Source organism: Streptomyces sp. NPDC034043 (assembly GCF_055575675.1).
Map to the genome: position 1 here is coordinate 238386 of NZ_JBVISF010000003.1, position 15220 is coordinate 253605.

Sequence of the window (15220 nt, forward strand, 5' to 3'; positions counted from 1 at the left end):
GCGTGCAGGCTCCTCGCATGCTCTCCACCTTCCGCGGACTCCCGCCCACCGTCTGGACCCTGTTCGCCGGCACGGTCGTCAACCGGCTCGGCCACCTGGTCACCCCGTTCCTGGTGTTCCTGCTGGCCGACCGGGGGATCACCGGCACCGAGACCTCGTACGTCCTCGGCGCGCTCGGCGCGGGCAACCTGCTCGGACCCGCGCTCGGCGGCGTGCTGGCCGACCGGATCGGGCGCCGTCCGACGATGCTCATCGGGCTGTTGGGCGCCGCGGCGGCACAGGGCGCGCTCTTCCTCGCGCCGGGCGTGCTGACGATGGGCGCGGCCGCCCTGCTGCTGAGCGCGGCCTCGGCGGTGGTCGGCCCGGCCACGTACGCGTTGATGGCCGACACCGTCGACGGGGAGCGCAGGCAGCGGGCGTACGCGCTGTTCGGGTGGGGCGTCAACATCGGGACGGCCGTCGCGGGGGTGCTCGGCGGCTTCCTCGCCGCCCACGGCTACTGGCTGCTCTTCGCCGTCGACGCCGGGACCCTGCTGGTGTACGCGGTCGTCGTGGCGGCCCGGCTGCGCGAGCCGCGCCGGGAGGCCCCGGCGGACGGGACCGTACGGACCCTGGGCTACGGGGTCGTGCTGCGCGACCGGCTGATGCTGGTGCTGCTGCCGGTCTTCGGCGTCCAGCTGTTCGTGTACTCGCTGACCGAGGTGGCCCTGCCGCTGTCCATGCGCGACAGCGGGCTGTCCCCCGCCGCCTACGGGGCGATGGCCGCCGTCAACGCGGTCCTGGTGGTGGGCCTGCAGCCGCTGGTGACCGCCCGTCTCGCCAAGCTGCCGCAGCTGCCGGTGCACGCGGCCGGCAGCGTGCTGATCGCCGCCGGAGTGGCCGCGACCGGGCTCGCCGACACCCTCGCGGGCTACACGGCCTCGGTGGTCGTCTGGTCGCTCGGCGAGGTGGTCGTCGCCGGGATCGCGGCCTCGGTGATCGCCGGCCTCGCCCCGGCCGACGCCCGCGGCCGCTACCAGGGCGCCTTCAGCTGGACCTGGGGCGTCGCCCGCTTCGCCGCGCTGACGCTGGGCGTGGCGCTGTACGCGGGCGCCGGCCCGGCGGCCCTGTGGTGGACGGCCCTGGTCGGCGGGCTGCTCTGCTCGGCGGCGGTCGTGCTGCTGCGCCACCGGGTCGCGGCCCGGGTGGAGCACGAGCTGGCGGCGTAGGGGCGCCGGACGGCGGGGGCGGTATCCGGCCGGTACGGAGTCGCGTGCGGGGAGCCCACGGGGGAGCTCCTCGCACGCGGCCCCGTACCGGCCGGCTGCTCATCCCCGGCGCGGTGTCGGAGCCGTCGCGGGGCCGGTGCTGCCCCGGTGACCAGGGGTTTCGTCCGGGGCGTGGTTTCACGTGAAACACGGGACCGGAGAAAGGGTGGGTATGGGGCGGTTTGATCGGGTATATCCACCTGGATGGTGAGGGCCCACAGCGCATGACTCGGCCCCGCGACCCGGGACCGCCCGTCGGAGGAGCGCAGAACAATGGACCGTACCGAGCGCGACCACACCGAAAGCAACGACCGCATGGACGCGGCCACCCTCGAGGCCAGGGCGCTGTCCACCGCCCTGTTCCACCGCCTCGCGGAGCTGAACGAGGGAACGGCCGACTACTCGTACGTCCGCAACACCCTGGTCGAGCTGAACCTCAGCCTGGTGAAGTACGCCGCGAGGCGCTTCCGCGGCCGCAGCGAGCCGATGGAGGACATCGTCCAGGTCGGCACGATCGGCCTGATCAAGGCCATCAACCGGTTCGACCCCGGGCGGGGGGTGGAGTTCACCACCTTCGCGATGCCCACGATCAGCGGGGAGATCAAGCGGTTCTTCCGTGACACCAGCTGGGCGGTCAAGGTCCCCCGCCGCCTCCAGGAGCTGCGGATCGACAGCGCGAAGGCCCACGACGCGCTGGAGCAGGACCTCGGGCGCGAGCCGACCGACGCCGAGATGGCCGAGCAGCTGCACGTCACGCCGGAGGAGTTCAGCGAGGGCCGCAAGGCGGCCAGCGCGTACTCCGCACGCTCCCTGGACGCGCCCGTGCAGGAGGACTCCGAGCGCGACCCGGCCGCGGAGCGGTCCTCGATCGGCGAGGAGGAGCCCGCGTACGACCGGATCGAGTGCCTGGAGTCGCTCAAGCCCATGCTGGCCGAGCTGCCCGCCCGGGAGCGGGAGCTGCTGTCGCTGCGGTTCGGGCAGGAGCTGACCCAGTCCGAGATCGGGGCCCGGCTGGGCCTGTCCCAGATGCACGTGTCCCGGCTGCTGAACCGCACCCTGACCCGCCTGCGCGGCGGCCTCCTCACCGACGCGTGAACCCGGCCTCGCGCGGGGCCGCTCGGCGGGCAGGGCGTTCAGGCCCCTCCCGGGGCGGCTGCCGCTCGGCGGGCAGGCTCAGGCCCCTGCCAGGCCTCCCTCGGCCGCGGGGGCGGCGACCGCGGACCCGGGGGCCGTCATCTCCAGCCAGACCGTCTTGCCCGGGCGGCCGTCCGCGGCGGGCACGGAGCCCCAGCTCTTGGCGAGGCGCTCCAGCAGGATCAGCCCGTGCCCGCCCGGGCGGGAGCGGTCGCGCGTCGCCCGGCGCACGGGCGGTTCGGGGTTGTCGTCGCTGACCTCGGCCCGCAGCAGGCCGGGGCTGTGCCGCAGCACCAGTTCGCGCGGCCCGCCCGCGTGCAGACAGGCGTTGGTGACCACCTCGGAGACCAGCAGGAGCACGTCCTCCTCGGCCTCCGAGCCCTCGGGCCACGACCAGTCGGTGAGGGCCCGTCGCGTGAAGTCCCGGCACCGGGCTACGACCCCTGTCGTGGCGCCGCCCAGGACCAGCCGCCGCGTCTGCTCCGCCACAGGCTCTCCTGTCTCCGCCACCGCTCCCCCGGCGCCGCACCTACCCCCGGCCGGGACGGACAAATCCCGCACGGGCACCACGCTACTGCCGAGTGTGCACCGGAAGCACGACGCGTGGCGGTGAGAGGTCACGGCGGGGCCCTCCGCCGCCGCCCGGCACCGGCCGCCCGACGCCCGCACGCGGCGGGTCCGGAGGGGCGCGGTCTCGAAGGGGCCTCGAAGGCCCGTCGAGGGCGCCGGGCCCGGCGCGTGCAGGGCGGCCGGGCGGCGGCTCTTCAGGCGCCCCCGGCGGCGCGCGGACCCGCGAAGGGCTCCCACCATGGGTTTCCCGCCGTTCTCCCCCGTGGAGCGGCCGGTCCGGGGGACGCTATGCGGGCCGCCCGGACCCGTCGAGAACAAGGCCCGGGATCCGTCAAGTCGCCCGCGCGGGGTGTCGTACCCGAGGCACCCCGGCGTCCACATCATGGACAACTACCCTCGATATATGAACGCAGAAGCCGATGCCACCGCCGCCGTGAAAGACGCAGTCAAAGAAGCTGACCGGAAGCACGTTTTCCATTCCTGGTCGGCACAGGAGCTCATCGACCCGCTGGCCGTGGCCGGCGCCGAGGGCTCGTACTTCTGGGACTACGACGGCAACCGCTACCTCGACTTCTCCAGCTCGCTCGTCTACACCAACATCGGATACCAGCACCCCAAGGTGGCCGCCGCCATCGCCGAACAGGCCCACCGGCTCTGCACCCTCGCGCCCGGCTTCGCCGTGGACGTCCGCTCCGAGGCCGCACGCCTCATCGCCGAGCGCACCCCCGGCGACCTCGACAAGATCTTCTTCACCAACGCCGGTGCCGAGGCCGTGGAGAACGCCGTACGCATGGCCCGGCTGCACACCGGCCGGCCGAAGGTGATGTCCGCGTACCGCTCGTACCACGGTGCGACCAGCACCGCGATCAACCTCACCGGTGACGCCCGCCGCTTCGGCAACGACACCGCGACCGCGGGCGTCGTCCACTTCTGGGGACCGTTCCTCTACCGCTCGCCCTTCCACGCCACCACCGAGGCCGAGGAGTGCGAGCGTGCCCTGCGCCACCTGGAGGACACGATCGTCTTCGAGGGGCCGCAGTCCATCGCCGCGATCATCCTGGAGACCGTCGGCGGCGCCCCCGGCGTGCTCGTGCCCCCGGCCGGCTACCTGGCGGGCGTGCGCGAGCTCTGCGACCGCTTCGGCATCGTCTTCATCCTGGACGAGGTCATGGTCGGATTCGGCCGCACCGGCGCCTGGTTCGCCGCCGACCACTGGGACGTCACCCCGGACCTCCTCTGCTTCGCCAAGGGCATCACCAGCGGCTACGTGCCGCTGGGCGGCGTCGCCATCTCCGCCGCCATCGCCGAGACCTTCGCGCGCCGGCCGTACCCGGGCGGGCTGACGTACTCGGGGCACGTGCTGGCCTGCGCCGCCGCCGTCGCGACGGTCAACACCATGGCCGAGGAGGGCATCGTCGAGCAGTCCGCCCGCACCGGCGCCGAGCTGCTGGGGCCCGGACTGCGCGAGATCGCCGGCCGGCACCCGTCCGTCGGCGAGGTCCGCGGCACGGGCACCTTCTGGGCGCTGGAACTCGTACGCGACGGGGAGACGCGCGAGCCGCTCGTCCCGTACAACGCCTCCGGTGCCGACAACGCGCCGATGGCCGCCTTCGGCGCGGCCCTGAAGAAGGCCGGCCTGTGGCCCCTCCTCGCCGGGAACCGCATCCACCTCGCACCGCCCTGCAACATCGCGGAGCAGGACGTGGCCAAGGGACTGGCGATCCTCGACGAGGCCCTGTCCGTCGCGGACGCGCACATGGCCTGACCTGCGAGCTTGTGCGGTCGCCCAATCCGTGGGTGCTGGTGTTGGGAGGTTCCGTGCGGTGGTCAACCCGCCGCACACATGGTGCAATCCCGTCAGTACTTCAGTACGACTCAGCACCTACGGACCGGGATGCACGTCAGTCCCGGGGCGGTCCTGCGGGGCCGAACGGCGGGGAGCGGGACGTCCTTCGAGGAGGGCGGGCGCTGGACGCCGGGCGTACGGGATCCAGACCAACGGACTCCGTGTTCCCGAGTACCCGAAGGAAGACAGCATGAGCAAGCACGTCCTGGGCCAGAACCAGTACGGCAAGGCCGAGAACCGCATCGTCGTGGTCACCCGCAAGGGCAACGACGGATCGTGGCACGAGATCCGCGACCTGAACGTCTCGGTGGCCCTGCGCGGCGAGTTCCGCGACGTCCACCTGACCGGTGACAACGCCAACTGCCTGCCGACCGACACCACCAAGAACACGGTGTACGCCTTCGGCAAGGAACACGGCATCGCCTCCCCCGAGGCCTTCGGCATCCTGCTCGCGAAGCACTTCGTCTCCTCACAGGCCCCGATCCGCGAGGCGCAGATCCGCATCGAGGAGTTCGCCTGGGAGCGGATCCCCGTCCCGACCCGCAAGGAGCAGCACTCCTTCGTCCGCAAGGGCCAGGAGGTGCGCACCGCGCAGGTCACCTACAGCGAGACCACCGGTCTCCAGGTGATCTCGGGTCTGAAGGACCTGACGGTGATGAACTCGACCAACTCCGAGTTCCACGGCTACATCAAGGACGAGTACACGACGCTCAAGGAGGCGTACGACCGCATCCTCGCGACCAAGGTCACCGCCCGCTGGGCGCACTCGGCGCTGGCCGGTGACGACGCGGGGCACGACTGGGACCAGTCGTACAAGAAGGTCCGCAAGCACATGCTCGAGGCCTTCGCGGAGACGTACTCCTACTCGCTCCAGCAGACCCTGAACCAGATGGCCGAGCGGGTGCTGGACAACTGCCCCAAGGTCAACGAGGTGCGCCTCAACCTGCCCAACAAGCACCACTTCCTGGTCGACCTGGAGCCCTTCGGCCTCAAGAACGACAACGAGGTCTATTTCGCGGCGGACCGCATGTACGGCCTGATCGAGGGCACCGTCCACCGTGACGGCGTGCAGCCGGTGATCGCGACCTCCGACTGGATCGTCGCCTGATCCGTCTCCGGCCGCGGTGCCGTCCAGCCGGCCCGGACCGCGTCGCGGGGTCCGGGCCGTCCTGCTTCCCGCCGGGGCTCACCCCCGGTCCTCCGCCGCGGGCCGTCCCACCAGGAGGTTCCAGCGGCCCGCCCGCCCGCTGAGGAACGTCACCGTGTCGGGCCGTACGTCGAGCCGCCAGAAGGCCGCGGCCGGCAGCTCCAGGGCGGCCACCACGGCCGCGCGTACGACGGCCTGCGCGACCACCGCGTGGTGCCGTCCGGGGACCAGGACCCGCAGGTACGCACCCGTCCGGCCGAGGAGCGCGGCCAGCGGCTCACCGCCGCCGGGGGGCGCGTACTCCGGTTCGGTGAGCCAGCTGCGGATCCCCTCCGGGTCCTCGGCGGCCACCTCTTCGATGGTCCGGCCCGCCCAGTCCCCCATGGCCGGAGCGGCCAGGCCCTCACGGCCCGGGCAGGGCTCCCCGTACCCGAACCGCCCCCGACGGGCGGCGTCCTCGAGCGGCGGGGTGGTGAGGTGTACGCGTACGGATGCCATCCGGGGAGCGTAGGCCCGCGCCACGGGCGGGAGTGTTCCGTCTCGCGCCGCTCGCCGTCCCGGTGACGCGGTGGACGACTTTCGGCCTGGTCCCTCAGGTTTCTAGCCGAACGCGCACTTGCCCCGGCAGCCGCACCCAAGGAGGCTGTACAGCCGATGAGTTGAGCGAGACACGCCTGTTGCGCGTGTGACGGGTGTGGAGGTGGGAGCCGGCGATGCAGTCCGCGATCCGGGAATGGCGGGGCTGGACCGGCGCCGCGCCGTTCTGGCTGAACTCGGTACTGCTGATCCTGGCACCCTTCACCGCCGCCACCCTCCTCGCCCAGATCGGTGTGATCGGCGCCCTGGCCGCCCTCGGCGGACTGGCCCGCCAGCTCTGGTTCGGGGACTACGGCCACTCCGCGATGCACCTCGCCGCCGCCCTCATGGGGGCGGCGACGGTGGCGCTGGTGGTGGTCTGAGCACCCCCGCCTCCTCCCCGGCCAGTAGTTGATCTTGGTCCGGGTGAGAATGGGGGTCGGACGAGCCGGGGAGCTGGTGTGGGGTCAGGGCGGGACATACCCGAGGAGTATCTGGACGGGTACGTACGCATGCTCGCGGGCGTCTCGGCCACCGGCCGGGGCCCGGACCCCGCGGAACTCGACGCCCGCCGGGCACTCGGCGAGCAGGCCGCCGGGGCCGGTCACGGCCTGCGGCACCTCATCGGGGCGCACCTCGCCGCAACCCGCACCGCCCTCGCCGGACGCCCCGCCCCCGACCACCTGCTGGCGGCGGTCGAACAGGCCGTGGACGCCTTCGCCGAAGGGTACGAACGGGCCCACGGGCCGGCCGCGCACCGGGAAACGGCGGCCCGCCGGGAGTTCGTCGACGACCTGCTGCTCGCCGGCGGCGACCCCGCCCGCCTCGGTGAACGCGCCGCCCGCTTCGGACTGCGCCCGGCGCCGACGCACGCGGTGGCCGTCGCACGCGGCCCCGGGCCGTACGAGGACGGGGGCCCGGAACAGCACCGGATGGAGTCGGCCCTCACCCGGTGCTCCGGGGACCGCGCCTTCCTGCTCGCCACCAAGGACGGCCTGCTGGTCTGCGTGGCGCCGGGCGACCAGGACGGGGTCCTGGCCCACTTCGCGCAGCTCCTGCACACCGAGTCCGCGGGCCGGGCGCTCGTCGCGGTCGGGCGCCCGCATCCGGGCCCGGGCGGGGTCGCGGTCTCGTACGCGGAGGCCCTGGACGCGCTCGGCGTCGCGGACCGGCTCGGCCTCGGGGGCCCGCTGCTGCGCGCCGCCGACCTGCTGGTCTTCCCGGTGCTGACCCGCGACCGGGCGGCGATGGCCGAACTGGTGCTGACCGCGCTCGGGCCGCTGCGGGCCGGGCGGGGCGGGGCGGCGCCCCTGCTGGACACCCTGACCGCGTACTTCGACTCCGGGTGCGTGGCGGCGGAGGCGGCCCGGCGGCTCAACCTGAGCGTGCGGGCGCTGACCTACCGGCTGGAGCGGATCCACCGGCTGACGGGCACCGACCCGGGGGACCCCGTGCAGCGCTACACCCTCCAGACGGCCGTCATCGGAGCCCGGCTGCTGGACTGGCCCGCCCGCGCGCTGTAACCGCCTTCACCCCTCACCCCTTCGGGCGTAGCCGCCCGGTCGGGCGTGTACGGCCGGCACACCCACCGCCAGCTGGGAGGACGGGAGAGCCGGGCGGCGAAGGGCACGTGACGCGCCGTCATTTCCGGGGCGGGCGGCGATGTGCGGGCGGGCGGGGAGCGGTCCACTGCTCCCAGGACCGGCCGCCCGAGCCGGACAGGAGGAATGCCATGTCCCGCGCCCGGTGGGCCGCCGCCGCCCTGACGGTCACTCTGCTCTGCACCGGGATCGGCCTGTTGCGCGGCAGCGCGGGCGCGGAGCCCGCCACCGCGAGCGTCACCGACGCGCTGCCCTCCCGGGCACTGGGCCTGTCCGGGCACCGCCGCCTCGTACGCGGGCTGGAGCACGCCGGTGCGCGGGCTCCCGGAGCGGAACGCCGGACGGTGTCCGCCCCGCCGATGCGGGCCTCACGGCCGCTGCGGCTGCGCATCCCCGCTCTGGGGGTGGACCTCCCGCTGGCCGCGGGCCCGCAGGACGGTGAGGGCAGGGCCGGCTGGGACATCGACGGCCCGGCTCCCGGATCCGCCGGCACCGCCGTGGTCACCGGTCACGGGATCCCGCTCGCCGGACTGCGGCGCGGCCGCGTGATCGAGATCCCGCGCGCGGACCACCGTACGGCGGTGTTCACCGTCGAGCGGGTCTCCCCGCACCCGGTCGCGGCGCCGGCCGGGGACACCGGTATCGCCCGGCTGCGGCTGGTCAGCGGCGAGACCTCCGTCCTGGCCCGGCTGACGGGTCCCCGGCGCACCGGCTGAGTCGGCCGTTGGGGGGTGTCTTCGTCCCCCGGTCGGCGGCTTCTCGGGGATCAACGGAGAGCCGTACGGCGTGTCGGGGCATGCAGGCCCCATGAACGGTGCGCGGTACGCGCGGACGCCACTGGCGCGGGCCCTGACAGTGGCCTGCGTGGCTCTGCTGTGTCTGTTCGGCGCCGGTCCGGCGACGGCGGCCACGGCCGGCGGGGAGTCCCGCCCCGCCTCCTCGGCACCGGCCGACCCCACCGAGGGACAGTCGGATCCGGCCGGGGACGCCGTCGGCCGGGCGGCGCTGCGGACGGCCGTGCGCGCGGCCCCGGCCGTACGGCGGTGGCCGCAGCGGATGTTTCACGTGAAACACGCGGGTCAGGTCGCCCGTGCGGCCTCGTACGGGGCGGCCGCACCGGCCCTGCCCCGGTGGACGGTACGGAGCATGGTCCTGCGCTGCTGAGCGGGCCGAGCAGCGTGAACGACCCCCCACACCCCCGAGCCACCGTGAGGTTCCGTCATGCCCATCGACCCGTACGCCGCCCTGAACGCCATGCTCCGCGCCGAGGTCGCCCGCTTCTCGCCGCCGGCCCGGCAGGAGGCCGCCGCCCCGGACCGCCCGGCCGGCGACCGCCACGCCGCCGACCGCCACGCCGCCGACCGCCACGCCGACCGGAGCGTCCCGCAGCCCGCGACCGCCGGCGCGCCGAAGACCGGCGGCGCGGCGGCAGCCGGCGCCGGGAGCGAACCGCGGCAGGACACCGCCGGTTCGGCGGCGTAACGACACATGACGGCGCCGGTTCCCGCGCCCTCCCAGCGGGTGCGGGAACCGGCGCCGGGCCCGGTTCAGTCCTCGCGCGTGTAATACCGGTAGAACGCCGTGAGTCCGACGCCCAACGCCACGAACAGGCCGATCACGGTGGAGCGGAGCACGGACGCGTGGGTCAGGCTGTGGAGGTAGCCGACGGCGATGCCGCCGAACACCCCGTACGCGGTGGCGTGCACCTCCCGCCCCAGCCTGGGGCCGACCCGCGCGAGCGCGAACATGCAGGCGGCGAAGAGCGCGCCGCACAGGATCCCGTAGAACACGTTGCCCGCGTCGACCGGGCCCGTCTGACGCTGGATGAAGGCCGCCCAGACCCCGTAGACGAGGCCCATGAGCAGCGCGCGGATCAGGGCGCCGCGGTCGGTGTGCCGGCGCGCGTCCGCCGACGTCATCGGGCGGTGCCGCCGGTGGGCGGTGGGTGCCGCATGTGCCATGGCGGGGCTCCTCTCTTCCACCCTCAAGGGCACACCCGGCACCCGGGACCGGCAAGTGGATCACCCGTCCGGGCGGTTCCCGCCCGGTCCCGGGAGGGAATCCGGGCCCCGGACGCAGCAGCGGGGGTGGCGCCGCACGCCGCGTCCGCTTTCCCTGGTGACGTGCGCACCTACCTGTCGGCGGCCCTCATCGTGCTCGTGGCCCTGCTCGTGCCCGCGAGCGCGGTCGCGTACTGGGGCGACCGCCGGCTGGGTGACGCCGACCACTACACCGCGGCCATGGCCCCGCTCGCCAAGGACCCGGCCGTCCAGGAGGTGGTCGCCGCCCAGGCCACCCGGGCCCTGTCCGGGCAGATCGACGCGGGCCCCTTCCAGGGCGCCGTCGACGCCCTGATCGGCGAGGCCCTGCACTCCTTCACCGGTACCCCCGCCTACCGGACGGCCTGGGAGACCGCGAACCGGGCGGCGCACACCGCCTTCCTCGACGCCCTGGAGACCGGCCGCGGTGACGCCGTCACCGTCGACCTCGCACCCGTGATCGCGCAGGTCAAGGAGGAACTGGTGGCGGACGACGTGCCCTTCGCCGACCGCATCCCGGAGACCCACCTCTCCGTGAAGGTCATGGAGTACGACAACCTCGGCGCACTCCGGGAGGGGTTCCACGCCCTCCAGATCGCCGGAGTATGGCTTCCCGTGCTCACGGTGCTGCTCGCCGTGGCGGCCGTGGCCGTCGCCGTCCGGCGCCGGCGGGCCCTCCTCGCCACCGGCGCCGGGCTCGCGGCCGGAGCCCTGCTGCTGTGGGCGGCGGTGGGCGTCTGCCGCCGCATCACCCTCGACGACCTGCCCGCCGACATCGACCGGCCCGCCGCCGCGGCCGTGTACGACGCGCTCACCGCCTTCCTGCGGACCACCGCCTGGGTGGTCCTCGCCCTCGGACTGGCCACCGCGCTGACCGCATGGCTGATGGGCCGGCTACGCCGCACCCCATAAGCTCGGAAGGTACCCATCCTCCGCAGAACTCCCCAGAACGACCGATTCGCGAGCGGTGACACGGAAGAGCGGCGACACGGAAGCGGAATGACCACCCAACGACGCACCGAGCACATACCGCCCGGCCGGCCACGCCCCCGCCCCCTGGCTCCCCCCGCCTGGCTGCTCGCGGGACTGCGGCCCAGCAGCGGCCGCATCCCCTGGGCCGCGGCCGCCCGCGCCGGGATCGCGATGGCCGCCCCGCTCGCCGTCGGCTTCGCCCTCGACGAGCCCGAGTACGGGGCCCTCGTATCCATGGGCGCCCTCGCCGGGGTGATCGGCGACACCGCCGACGCCTACCGGATGCGGGTCCTGAACATCGCCGTCCCGCAGGCACTCGGCGCCGTCGGGGTCGCCCTCGGCACCCTCGTCTACGGGCGCGGCTGGCTGGCCGTCGCCGTCCTCACCCTGATCGCCCTCCTCTCCGGGATGATCTCCTCGATCGGCACGGTCGCCTCCGTGTCCGGGCTGCTGCTCCTGCTCAACGCCGTCGTCGGGGCCGGTCTGCCGATGCCCCAGCCCTGGTGGACCGCGCCGCTGCTGCTCACCACCGGCGGCCTGTTCGTGCTCGCCCTGACCCTGCTGGGCTGGCCCGTACGAGGCCGCCGGCCCGAACGGTCCGCCGTCGGGGCCGCCTACCGGGCGCTGGCCGACGCGCTCGAAGCCTGCGGCGGACCCCAGGCCGCGTACGACGAACGCCGCCAACAGGTCACGCATGCCCTCGACCACGCCTACGACCTCGTCCTGGGCCGCCGCGCACGGGTGCACGGGCGCAGCCCCTCCCTGGTGCGGATGCTGGCCCAGCTGAACGTGCTGATCCCGCTCGTGGAGGCCGCGCCCGCCGTACACCTGCGGGGCCGCCCGCCGGCGCCCGGGATCCCGGCGGCCGTACGGGAACTGGCCGCGGCCGTCGAGGAGGGCCGCACCGGCACCCCCGTCCTGGACCTGCCCGCCCCGCACACCCCGTCCGAGCGGGCCATCGACTCCGCGCTGCGGCACGCGGCGGTCATCGTGCACCTCACCGAGCCGGACCCGTACAACGTCGACGACCGCCTCGGCCGGCCGGCCTCCCTGCGCGTGCGGGCCCGTCGCGGGGTGCGCGACATGATGCTGTCCGAGGCCTCCTGGCGGTACGGGCTGCGCCTGGCCCTGTGCATCGGCCTCGCCCAGTCCCTCGTCTCCCTGATCGAGGTGGAACGCTCCTACTGGGTGGCCCTGACCGTCACCTTCGTCCTCAAGCCCGACTTCGGCTCGGTCTTCTCCCGGGCGGTCCTGCGCGCCCTGGGCACGGCCGCCGGGCTCGTCCTCGCCGCCGCCGTCCTCTCCGAGGTGCCGCGCGGCTGGTGGGACGTACCGGTGATGGTGGTGCTCGCGGCGCTGATCCCGGCGTTCTCCGTCAAGGGGTACGCCTTCCAGACCGCGGCCATCACCCCGGTGATCCTGCTGCTGTCGGACCAGCTCAACCACGAGGGCTTCGACCTCATCCTGCCCCGGCTCCTCGACAGCCTGATCGGCTGCGCCATCGCCCTGGTCGCCGGCTACCTGCTGTGGCCCGAGAGCTGGCACACCCGGATCGGGGACCGGCTCGCCGACGCCGTCGACGACGCCGCCGGGTACGTGGAGCACGCCTTCGCCCCCGTCGCGGACGAGGCCGCGCTGCGGGCCGCCCGGCAGTCCCGCCTCCAGGCCCGGCGCCGCATCTACCGCGACCTCTCCGGGGTCCGCAGCGAGTTCCAGCGGGCCCTGACCGAGCCCCCGCCCACCGGGGCCCGGGCCGCGGCCTGGTGGCCGCTGGTGGTGGCCCTGGAACGCATCGTGGACGCCACCACCGCCGCGCGGGTCCGCGTCAACCACGGCGCCGCCCCGCCCTCGGCGGACGAGGTCGACCGGATCGCGCGGCAGCTCCGCGAACTGGCCGGGGACGTCCGCAGCAGCCCCGTCCCGGTCCGCGTGGACACGCCCCCGGAGGACGACGAGACCGGAGTCCTGGCCCCCGTACGGCAGGAACTGGCGGCGGCCCGCGCCATCTCCCACCGCCCTGCATGAGGCGCCTGACGCGCCGGGCCGCCGCACGGAAGGGCCGCCCGGATGGAGCAGTGACCGGGCCGGGAGGCCGGTGGCGGGGCAGCATCGGGTACATGCGCAGCCCCCACCGCCTGGCCGCCCTCGCCGCCCTCCTGGCGGCCACGGCCGGCTGCGCCGACGCGGAAGGACTGCGCAGCGCCGGCGACCTCGGCACCGCCCACGCCCCGCAGAGCCTGTGGAAGGCCTACCGCCCCGACCCGCCGGGCCCCGGACAGCAGCCCGGCGCGGCCGCCGTGGTGCCCGGGCTCCCCGAGCCGAAGGGGCCGGGCATGCGCGGGGTGGACGCGCTGGGCGTCGTACGGGCCGACATCACCTCGGCCGCCGCCGCCGACGCCGGCACGGGCCGGCTCGTCGATCCCCGCGCCGTCCAGCGGCTCACCCTCTGCACACAGGCTGTGGACGGCGGTCCGTACTGCCCCGTCCGCCCCGGAGTCCTCCACGACCTCACCGGAGACGGCAAGGAGGAGCTGATCACCGCCCTCGACGTGGACGGCCGGGTCAGCGAACTGCGCGTCTACACCGTCCGGGGCGACGGCCGGATCGCCCGGATCCTGTCCCGGCGCGCGGTGCTCGAAGGGGTGGAGGTCGCCGCCGAGCACCTCGCGGTCCGCGAGCCGACCTCGAACCCCGCCTACATCTCCGTCTCCGACTATGTGTGGGACCCCCAGGCCCGCAGCATGAGCCTGTCCCAGCTCACCCTCGACGACTGCCCGGCCGTCTCGGACGTCCCGCTGGGCGAGGGACGGTTCCGATGCGCCCGCTGAGCAGCCTGCGCTGGAAGATCGCCCTCACCATCACCCTGGTGTGCTGCGCGGTGGCCGCCGCCCTGGGGATCCTGGTGCACAACGTGGTCTCGCGGCAGGTGGTCGGCGAGATCCGCAAGGACGTCGAACGGGACCTCGACCACGCCCTCGGCCACTACGAGTACGGCACCTCGCACGGGGACGTGAACGTCGCCCTGGACCCGCCCGGCCTGCCCCGCCCGCTGCGCGAGCTCGTCGCACGCGGACGGACCGGCAGCATGGTCGGCACCCACGACGGCGAGCCCGTCATGTGGGCCGCCGCCCCCGCCGACCGGAAGGCGCTGGCGGTGTGGATCCCGTACGGCGCCACCCGCGACCGGCTGCGCGACATCGACACCGCGATCCTCGCCTCCTCGGCGCTCGCGGCCGGGGCGGTGGCCCTGGCGGGCGTGTTCCTCGCCGACCGGATCAGCCGCCGGCTCGTGACGGTCGCCGCCGTCGCCCGCCGGATCAGCGCCGGGGACCTGGACGCCCGGGTGGGTCTCGCCGTGGACACCGGCTCCGGCCGCCGCCGCCACCGCGACGAGGTACGGGACGTCGCGCTGGCCCTGGACTCGATGGCCGCCTCGCTCCAGGAGCGGCTGGACGCCGAGAAGCGGTTCACCGCCGATGTGGCGCACGAGCTGCGCACCCCGCTGACCGGTTCGCTGGCCGCCGCCTCGCTGCTGCCGGAGGGCCGGCCGAAAGAGATGATCAACGACCGGCTCAAGGCCCTACACCTGCTCACCGAGGACCTGTTGGAGATCTCCCGCCTGGACTCCGGGGTGGAGCGCGCCGACCTGGCCCGGATGGAGCTGGGCCGGTCCGTGGAACGGGCCGTCGCCGGGACCGGGCTGCCCGCCGAGGTACGCATCCTGCGGGACGCGGTGGTCTTCACCGACCGGCGGCGCTTCGACCGGATCCTGGCCAACCTGCTGGCCAACGCCCACAAGCACGGGCGGCCGCCGGTGGAGGTCACCGTCGACGGCCCGGTGGTGGTGATCCGCGACCACGGCTCCGGCTATCCCGCCGAGCTGATCGAGCGGGGTCCCAAGCGGTTCCGCACCGGGGACCCGGGCCGCGGCCGCGGCCACGGACTGGGCCTGACGATCGCGGCGGGCCAGGCGGCGGTACTGGAGATCGGGCTGAGCTTCGCCAACGCCGAAGACGGGGGTGCGCTGACGACGCTCCGGCTGCCGGTGGGGCGGCTGCCGGAGCCGGGCTGACCGGCCGGGGGACGAC

The 15220-nt window shown here is 74.5% G+C and carries 16 protein-coding genes; 13 read left to right on the top strand and 3 right to left on the bottom strand.

What is annotated here, in order from left to right:
* Positions 1-17 precede the first annotated feature (17 nt).
* Both ACZ51S_RS09585 and ACZ51S_RS09590 read left to right on the top strand, forming a co-directional pair.
* Positions 18-1208, top strand: coding sequence for an MFS transporter (locus tag ACZ51S_RS09585; RefSeq protein WP_468478038.1), 1191 nt, complete (start codon positions 18-20; stop codon positions 1206-1208).
* 312 nt (positions 1209-1520) lie between these two features.
* Positions 1521-2342: a SigB/SigF/SigG family RNA polymerase sigma factor gene (locus ACZ51S_RS09590; RefSeq protein ID WP_468478037.1), complete on the top strand. Its 822-nt coding sequence runs from the start codon at positions 1521-1523 to the stop codon at positions 2340-2342.
* A 78-nt stretch (positions 2343-2420) separates the two neighbouring features.
* Here the strand turns inward: ACZ51S_RS09590 and ACZ51S_RS09595 are convergent, their stop codons facing one another.
* Positions 2421-2870, bottom strand: coding sequence for an ATP-binding protein (locus ACZ51S_RS09595; RefSeq protein WP_468885584.1), 450 nt, complete (start codon positions 2868-2870; stop codon positions 2421-2423).
* 484 nt (positions 2871-3354) lie between these two features.
* On the opposite strand from ACZ51S_RS09595, the gene ACZ51S_RS09600 reads away from it, so the two are divergent.
* Both ACZ51S_RS09600 and pucL read left to right on the top strand, forming a co-directional pair.
* Complete coding sequence (locus ACZ51S_RS09600) at positions 3355-4716, top strand: aminotransferase class III-fold pyridoxal phosphate-dependent enzyme (RefSeq protein ID WP_468478035.1); 1362 nt, start codon at positions 3355-3357, stop codon at positions 4714-4716.
* 271 nt (positions 4717-4987) lie between these two features.
* On the top strand, positions 4988-5905 hold the full coding sequence (pucL, locus tag ACZ51S_RS09605) for a factor-independent urate hydroxylase (RefSeq protein WP_468478034.1): 918 nt from the start codon (positions 4988-4990) through the stop codon (positions 5903-5905).
* Between the two features lie 78 nt (positions 5906-5983).
* Here the strand turns inward: pucL and ACZ51S_RS09610 are convergent, their stop codons facing one another.
* Positions 5984-6442 carry a histidine phosphatase family protein gene (locus tag ACZ51S_RS09610; RefSeq protein WP_468478033.1) on the bottom strand — a complete coding sequence of 153 codons (459 nt, stop codon included), beginning with the start codon at positions 6440-6442 and terminating at the stop codon, positions 5984-5986.
* 215 nt (positions 6443-6657) lie between these two features.
* Here ACZ51S_RS09610 and ACZ51S_RS09615 point away from each other — a divergent pair, with 215 nt between their 5' ends.
* From ACZ51S_RS09615 to ACZ51S_RS09635, 5 genes are all read left to right on the top strand, one after another.
* The gene (locus ACZ51S_RS09615; protein ID WP_388933085.1) at positions 6658-6903 is read left to right on the top strand and encodes a hypothetical protein; all 246 of its coding nucleotides are present in this window, start codon (positions 6658-6660) and stop codon (positions 6901-6903) included.
* 129 nt (positions 6904-7032) lie between these two features.
* A complete protein-coding gene (locus ACZ51S_RS09620; RefSeq protein ID WP_468478099.1) occupies positions 7033-8043 on the top strand; it encodes a PucR family transcriptional regulator in 1011 nt (336 codons plus the stop codon).
* A gap of 209 nt (positions 8044-8252) precedes the next feature.
* Entirely contained in the window at positions 8253-8837 is a 585-nt protein-coding gene (locus tag ACZ51S_RS09625; protein WP_468885578.1) for a class F sortase, read from the top strand.
* Between the two features lie 148 nt (positions 8838-8985).
* On the top strand, positions 8986-9285 hold the full coding sequence (locus ACZ51S_RS09630; protein ID WP_468960393.1) for a hypothetical protein: 300 nt from the start codon (positions 8986-8988) through the stop codon (positions 9283-9285).
* A gap of 57 nt (positions 9286-9342) precedes the next feature.
* A complete protein-coding gene (locus ACZ51S_RS09635; RefSeq protein WP_468801409.1) occupies positions 9343-9603 on the top strand; it encodes a hypothetical protein in 261 nt (86 codons plus the stop codon).
* 65 nt (positions 9604-9668) lie between these two features.
* On the opposite strand, the gene ACZ51S_RS09640 is transcribed toward ACZ51S_RS09635, so the two are convergent.
* Positions 9669-10082: a hypothetical protein gene (locus ACZ51S_RS09640; RefSeq protein ID WP_468480110.1), complete on the bottom strand. Its 414-nt coding sequence runs from the start codon at positions 10080-10082 to the stop codon at positions 9669-9671.
* A 162-nt stretch (positions 10083-10244) separates the two neighbouring features.
* On the opposite strand from ACZ51S_RS09640, the gene ACZ51S_RS09645 reads away from it, so the two are divergent.
* From ACZ51S_RS09645 to ACZ51S_RS09660, 4 genes are all read left to right on the top strand, one after another.
* Positions 10245-11072 carry a hypothetical protein gene (locus tag ACZ51S_RS09645; RefSeq protein WP_468480109.1) on the top strand — a complete coding sequence of 276 codons (828 nt, stop codon included), beginning with the start codon at positions 10245-10247 and terminating at the stop codon, positions 11070-11072.
* Between the two features lie 87 nt (positions 11073-11159).
* Entirely contained in the window at positions 11160-13157 is a 1998-nt protein-coding gene (locus ACZ51S_RS09650) for an FUSC family protein (protein WP_468960395.1), read from the top strand.
* 92 nt (positions 13158-13249) lie between these two features.
* Positions 13250-13960, top strand: a complete 711-nt coding sequence (locus ACZ51S_RS09655; RefSeq protein WP_468960397.1) for a hypothetical protein — start codon at positions 13250-13252, stop codon at positions 13958-13960.
* Positions 13948-15204, top strand: coding sequence for an ATP-binding protein (locus ACZ51S_RS09660; protein WP_468960400.1), 1257 nt, complete (start codon positions 13948-13950; stop codon positions 15202-15204). The genes ACZ51S_RS09655 and ACZ51S_RS09660 overlap by 13 nt, the downstream gene beginning before the upstream one ends.
* Positions 15205-15220 lie beyond the last annotated feature (16 nt).

Excerpts from the sequence above, each read along its gene's own strand:
- ACZ51S_RS09585 (WP_468478038.1), top strand. The coding sequence starts at position 18 with ATGCTCTCCACCTTCCGCGGACTCCCGCCCACCGTCTGGACCCTGTTC.
- ACZ51S_RS09590 (WP_468478037.1), top strand. The coding sequence starts at position 1,521 with ATGGACCGTACCGAGCGCGACCACACCGAAAGCAACGACCGCATGGAC.
- ACZ51S_RS09600 (WP_468478035.1), top strand. The coding sequence starts at position 3,355 with ATGAACGCAGAAGCCGATGCCACCGCCGCCGTGAAAGACGCAGTCAAA.
- pucL (WP_468478034.1), top strand. The coding sequence starts at position 4,988 with ATGAGCAAGCACGTCCTGGGCCAGAACCAGTACGGCAAGGCCGAGAAC.
- ACZ51S_RS09610 (WP_468478033.1), bottom strand. The coding sequence starts at position 6,442 with ATGGCATCCGTACGCGTACACCTCACCACCCCGCCGCTCGAGGACGCC.
- ACZ51S_RS09615 (WP_388933085.1), top strand. The coding sequence starts at position 6,658 with ATGCAGTCCGCGATCCGGGAATGGCGGGGCTGGACCGGCGCCGCGCCG.
- ACZ51S_RS09620 (WP_468478099.1), top strand. The coding sequence starts at position 7,033 with ATGCTCGCGGGCGTCTCGGCCACCGGCCGGGGCCCGGACCCCGCGGAA.
- ACZ51S_RS09625 (WP_468885578.1), top strand. The coding sequence starts at position 8,253 with ATGTCCCGCGCCCGGTGGGCCGCCGCCGCCCTGACGGTCACTCTGCTC.
- ACZ51S_RS09635 (WP_468801409.1), top strand. The coding sequence starts at position 9,343 with ATGCCCATCGACCCGTACGCCGCCCTGAACGCCATGCTCCGCGCCGAG.
- ACZ51S_RS09640 (WP_468480110.1), bottom strand. The coding sequence starts at position 10,082 with ATGGCACATGCGGCACCCACCGCCCACCGGCGGCACCGCCCGATGACG.
- ACZ51S_RS09650 (WP_468960395.1), top strand. The coding sequence starts at position 11,160 with ATGACCACCCAACGACGCACCGAGCACATACCGCCCGGCCGGCCACGC.
- ACZ51S_RS09655 (WP_468960397.1), top strand. The coding sequence starts at position 13,250 with ATGCGCAGCCCCCACCGCCTGGCCGCCCTCGCCGCCCTCCTGGCGGCC.
- ACZ51S_RS09660 (WP_468960400.1), top strand. The coding sequence starts at position 13,948 with ATGCGCCCGCTGAGCAGCCTGCGCTGGAAGATCGCCCTCACCATCACC.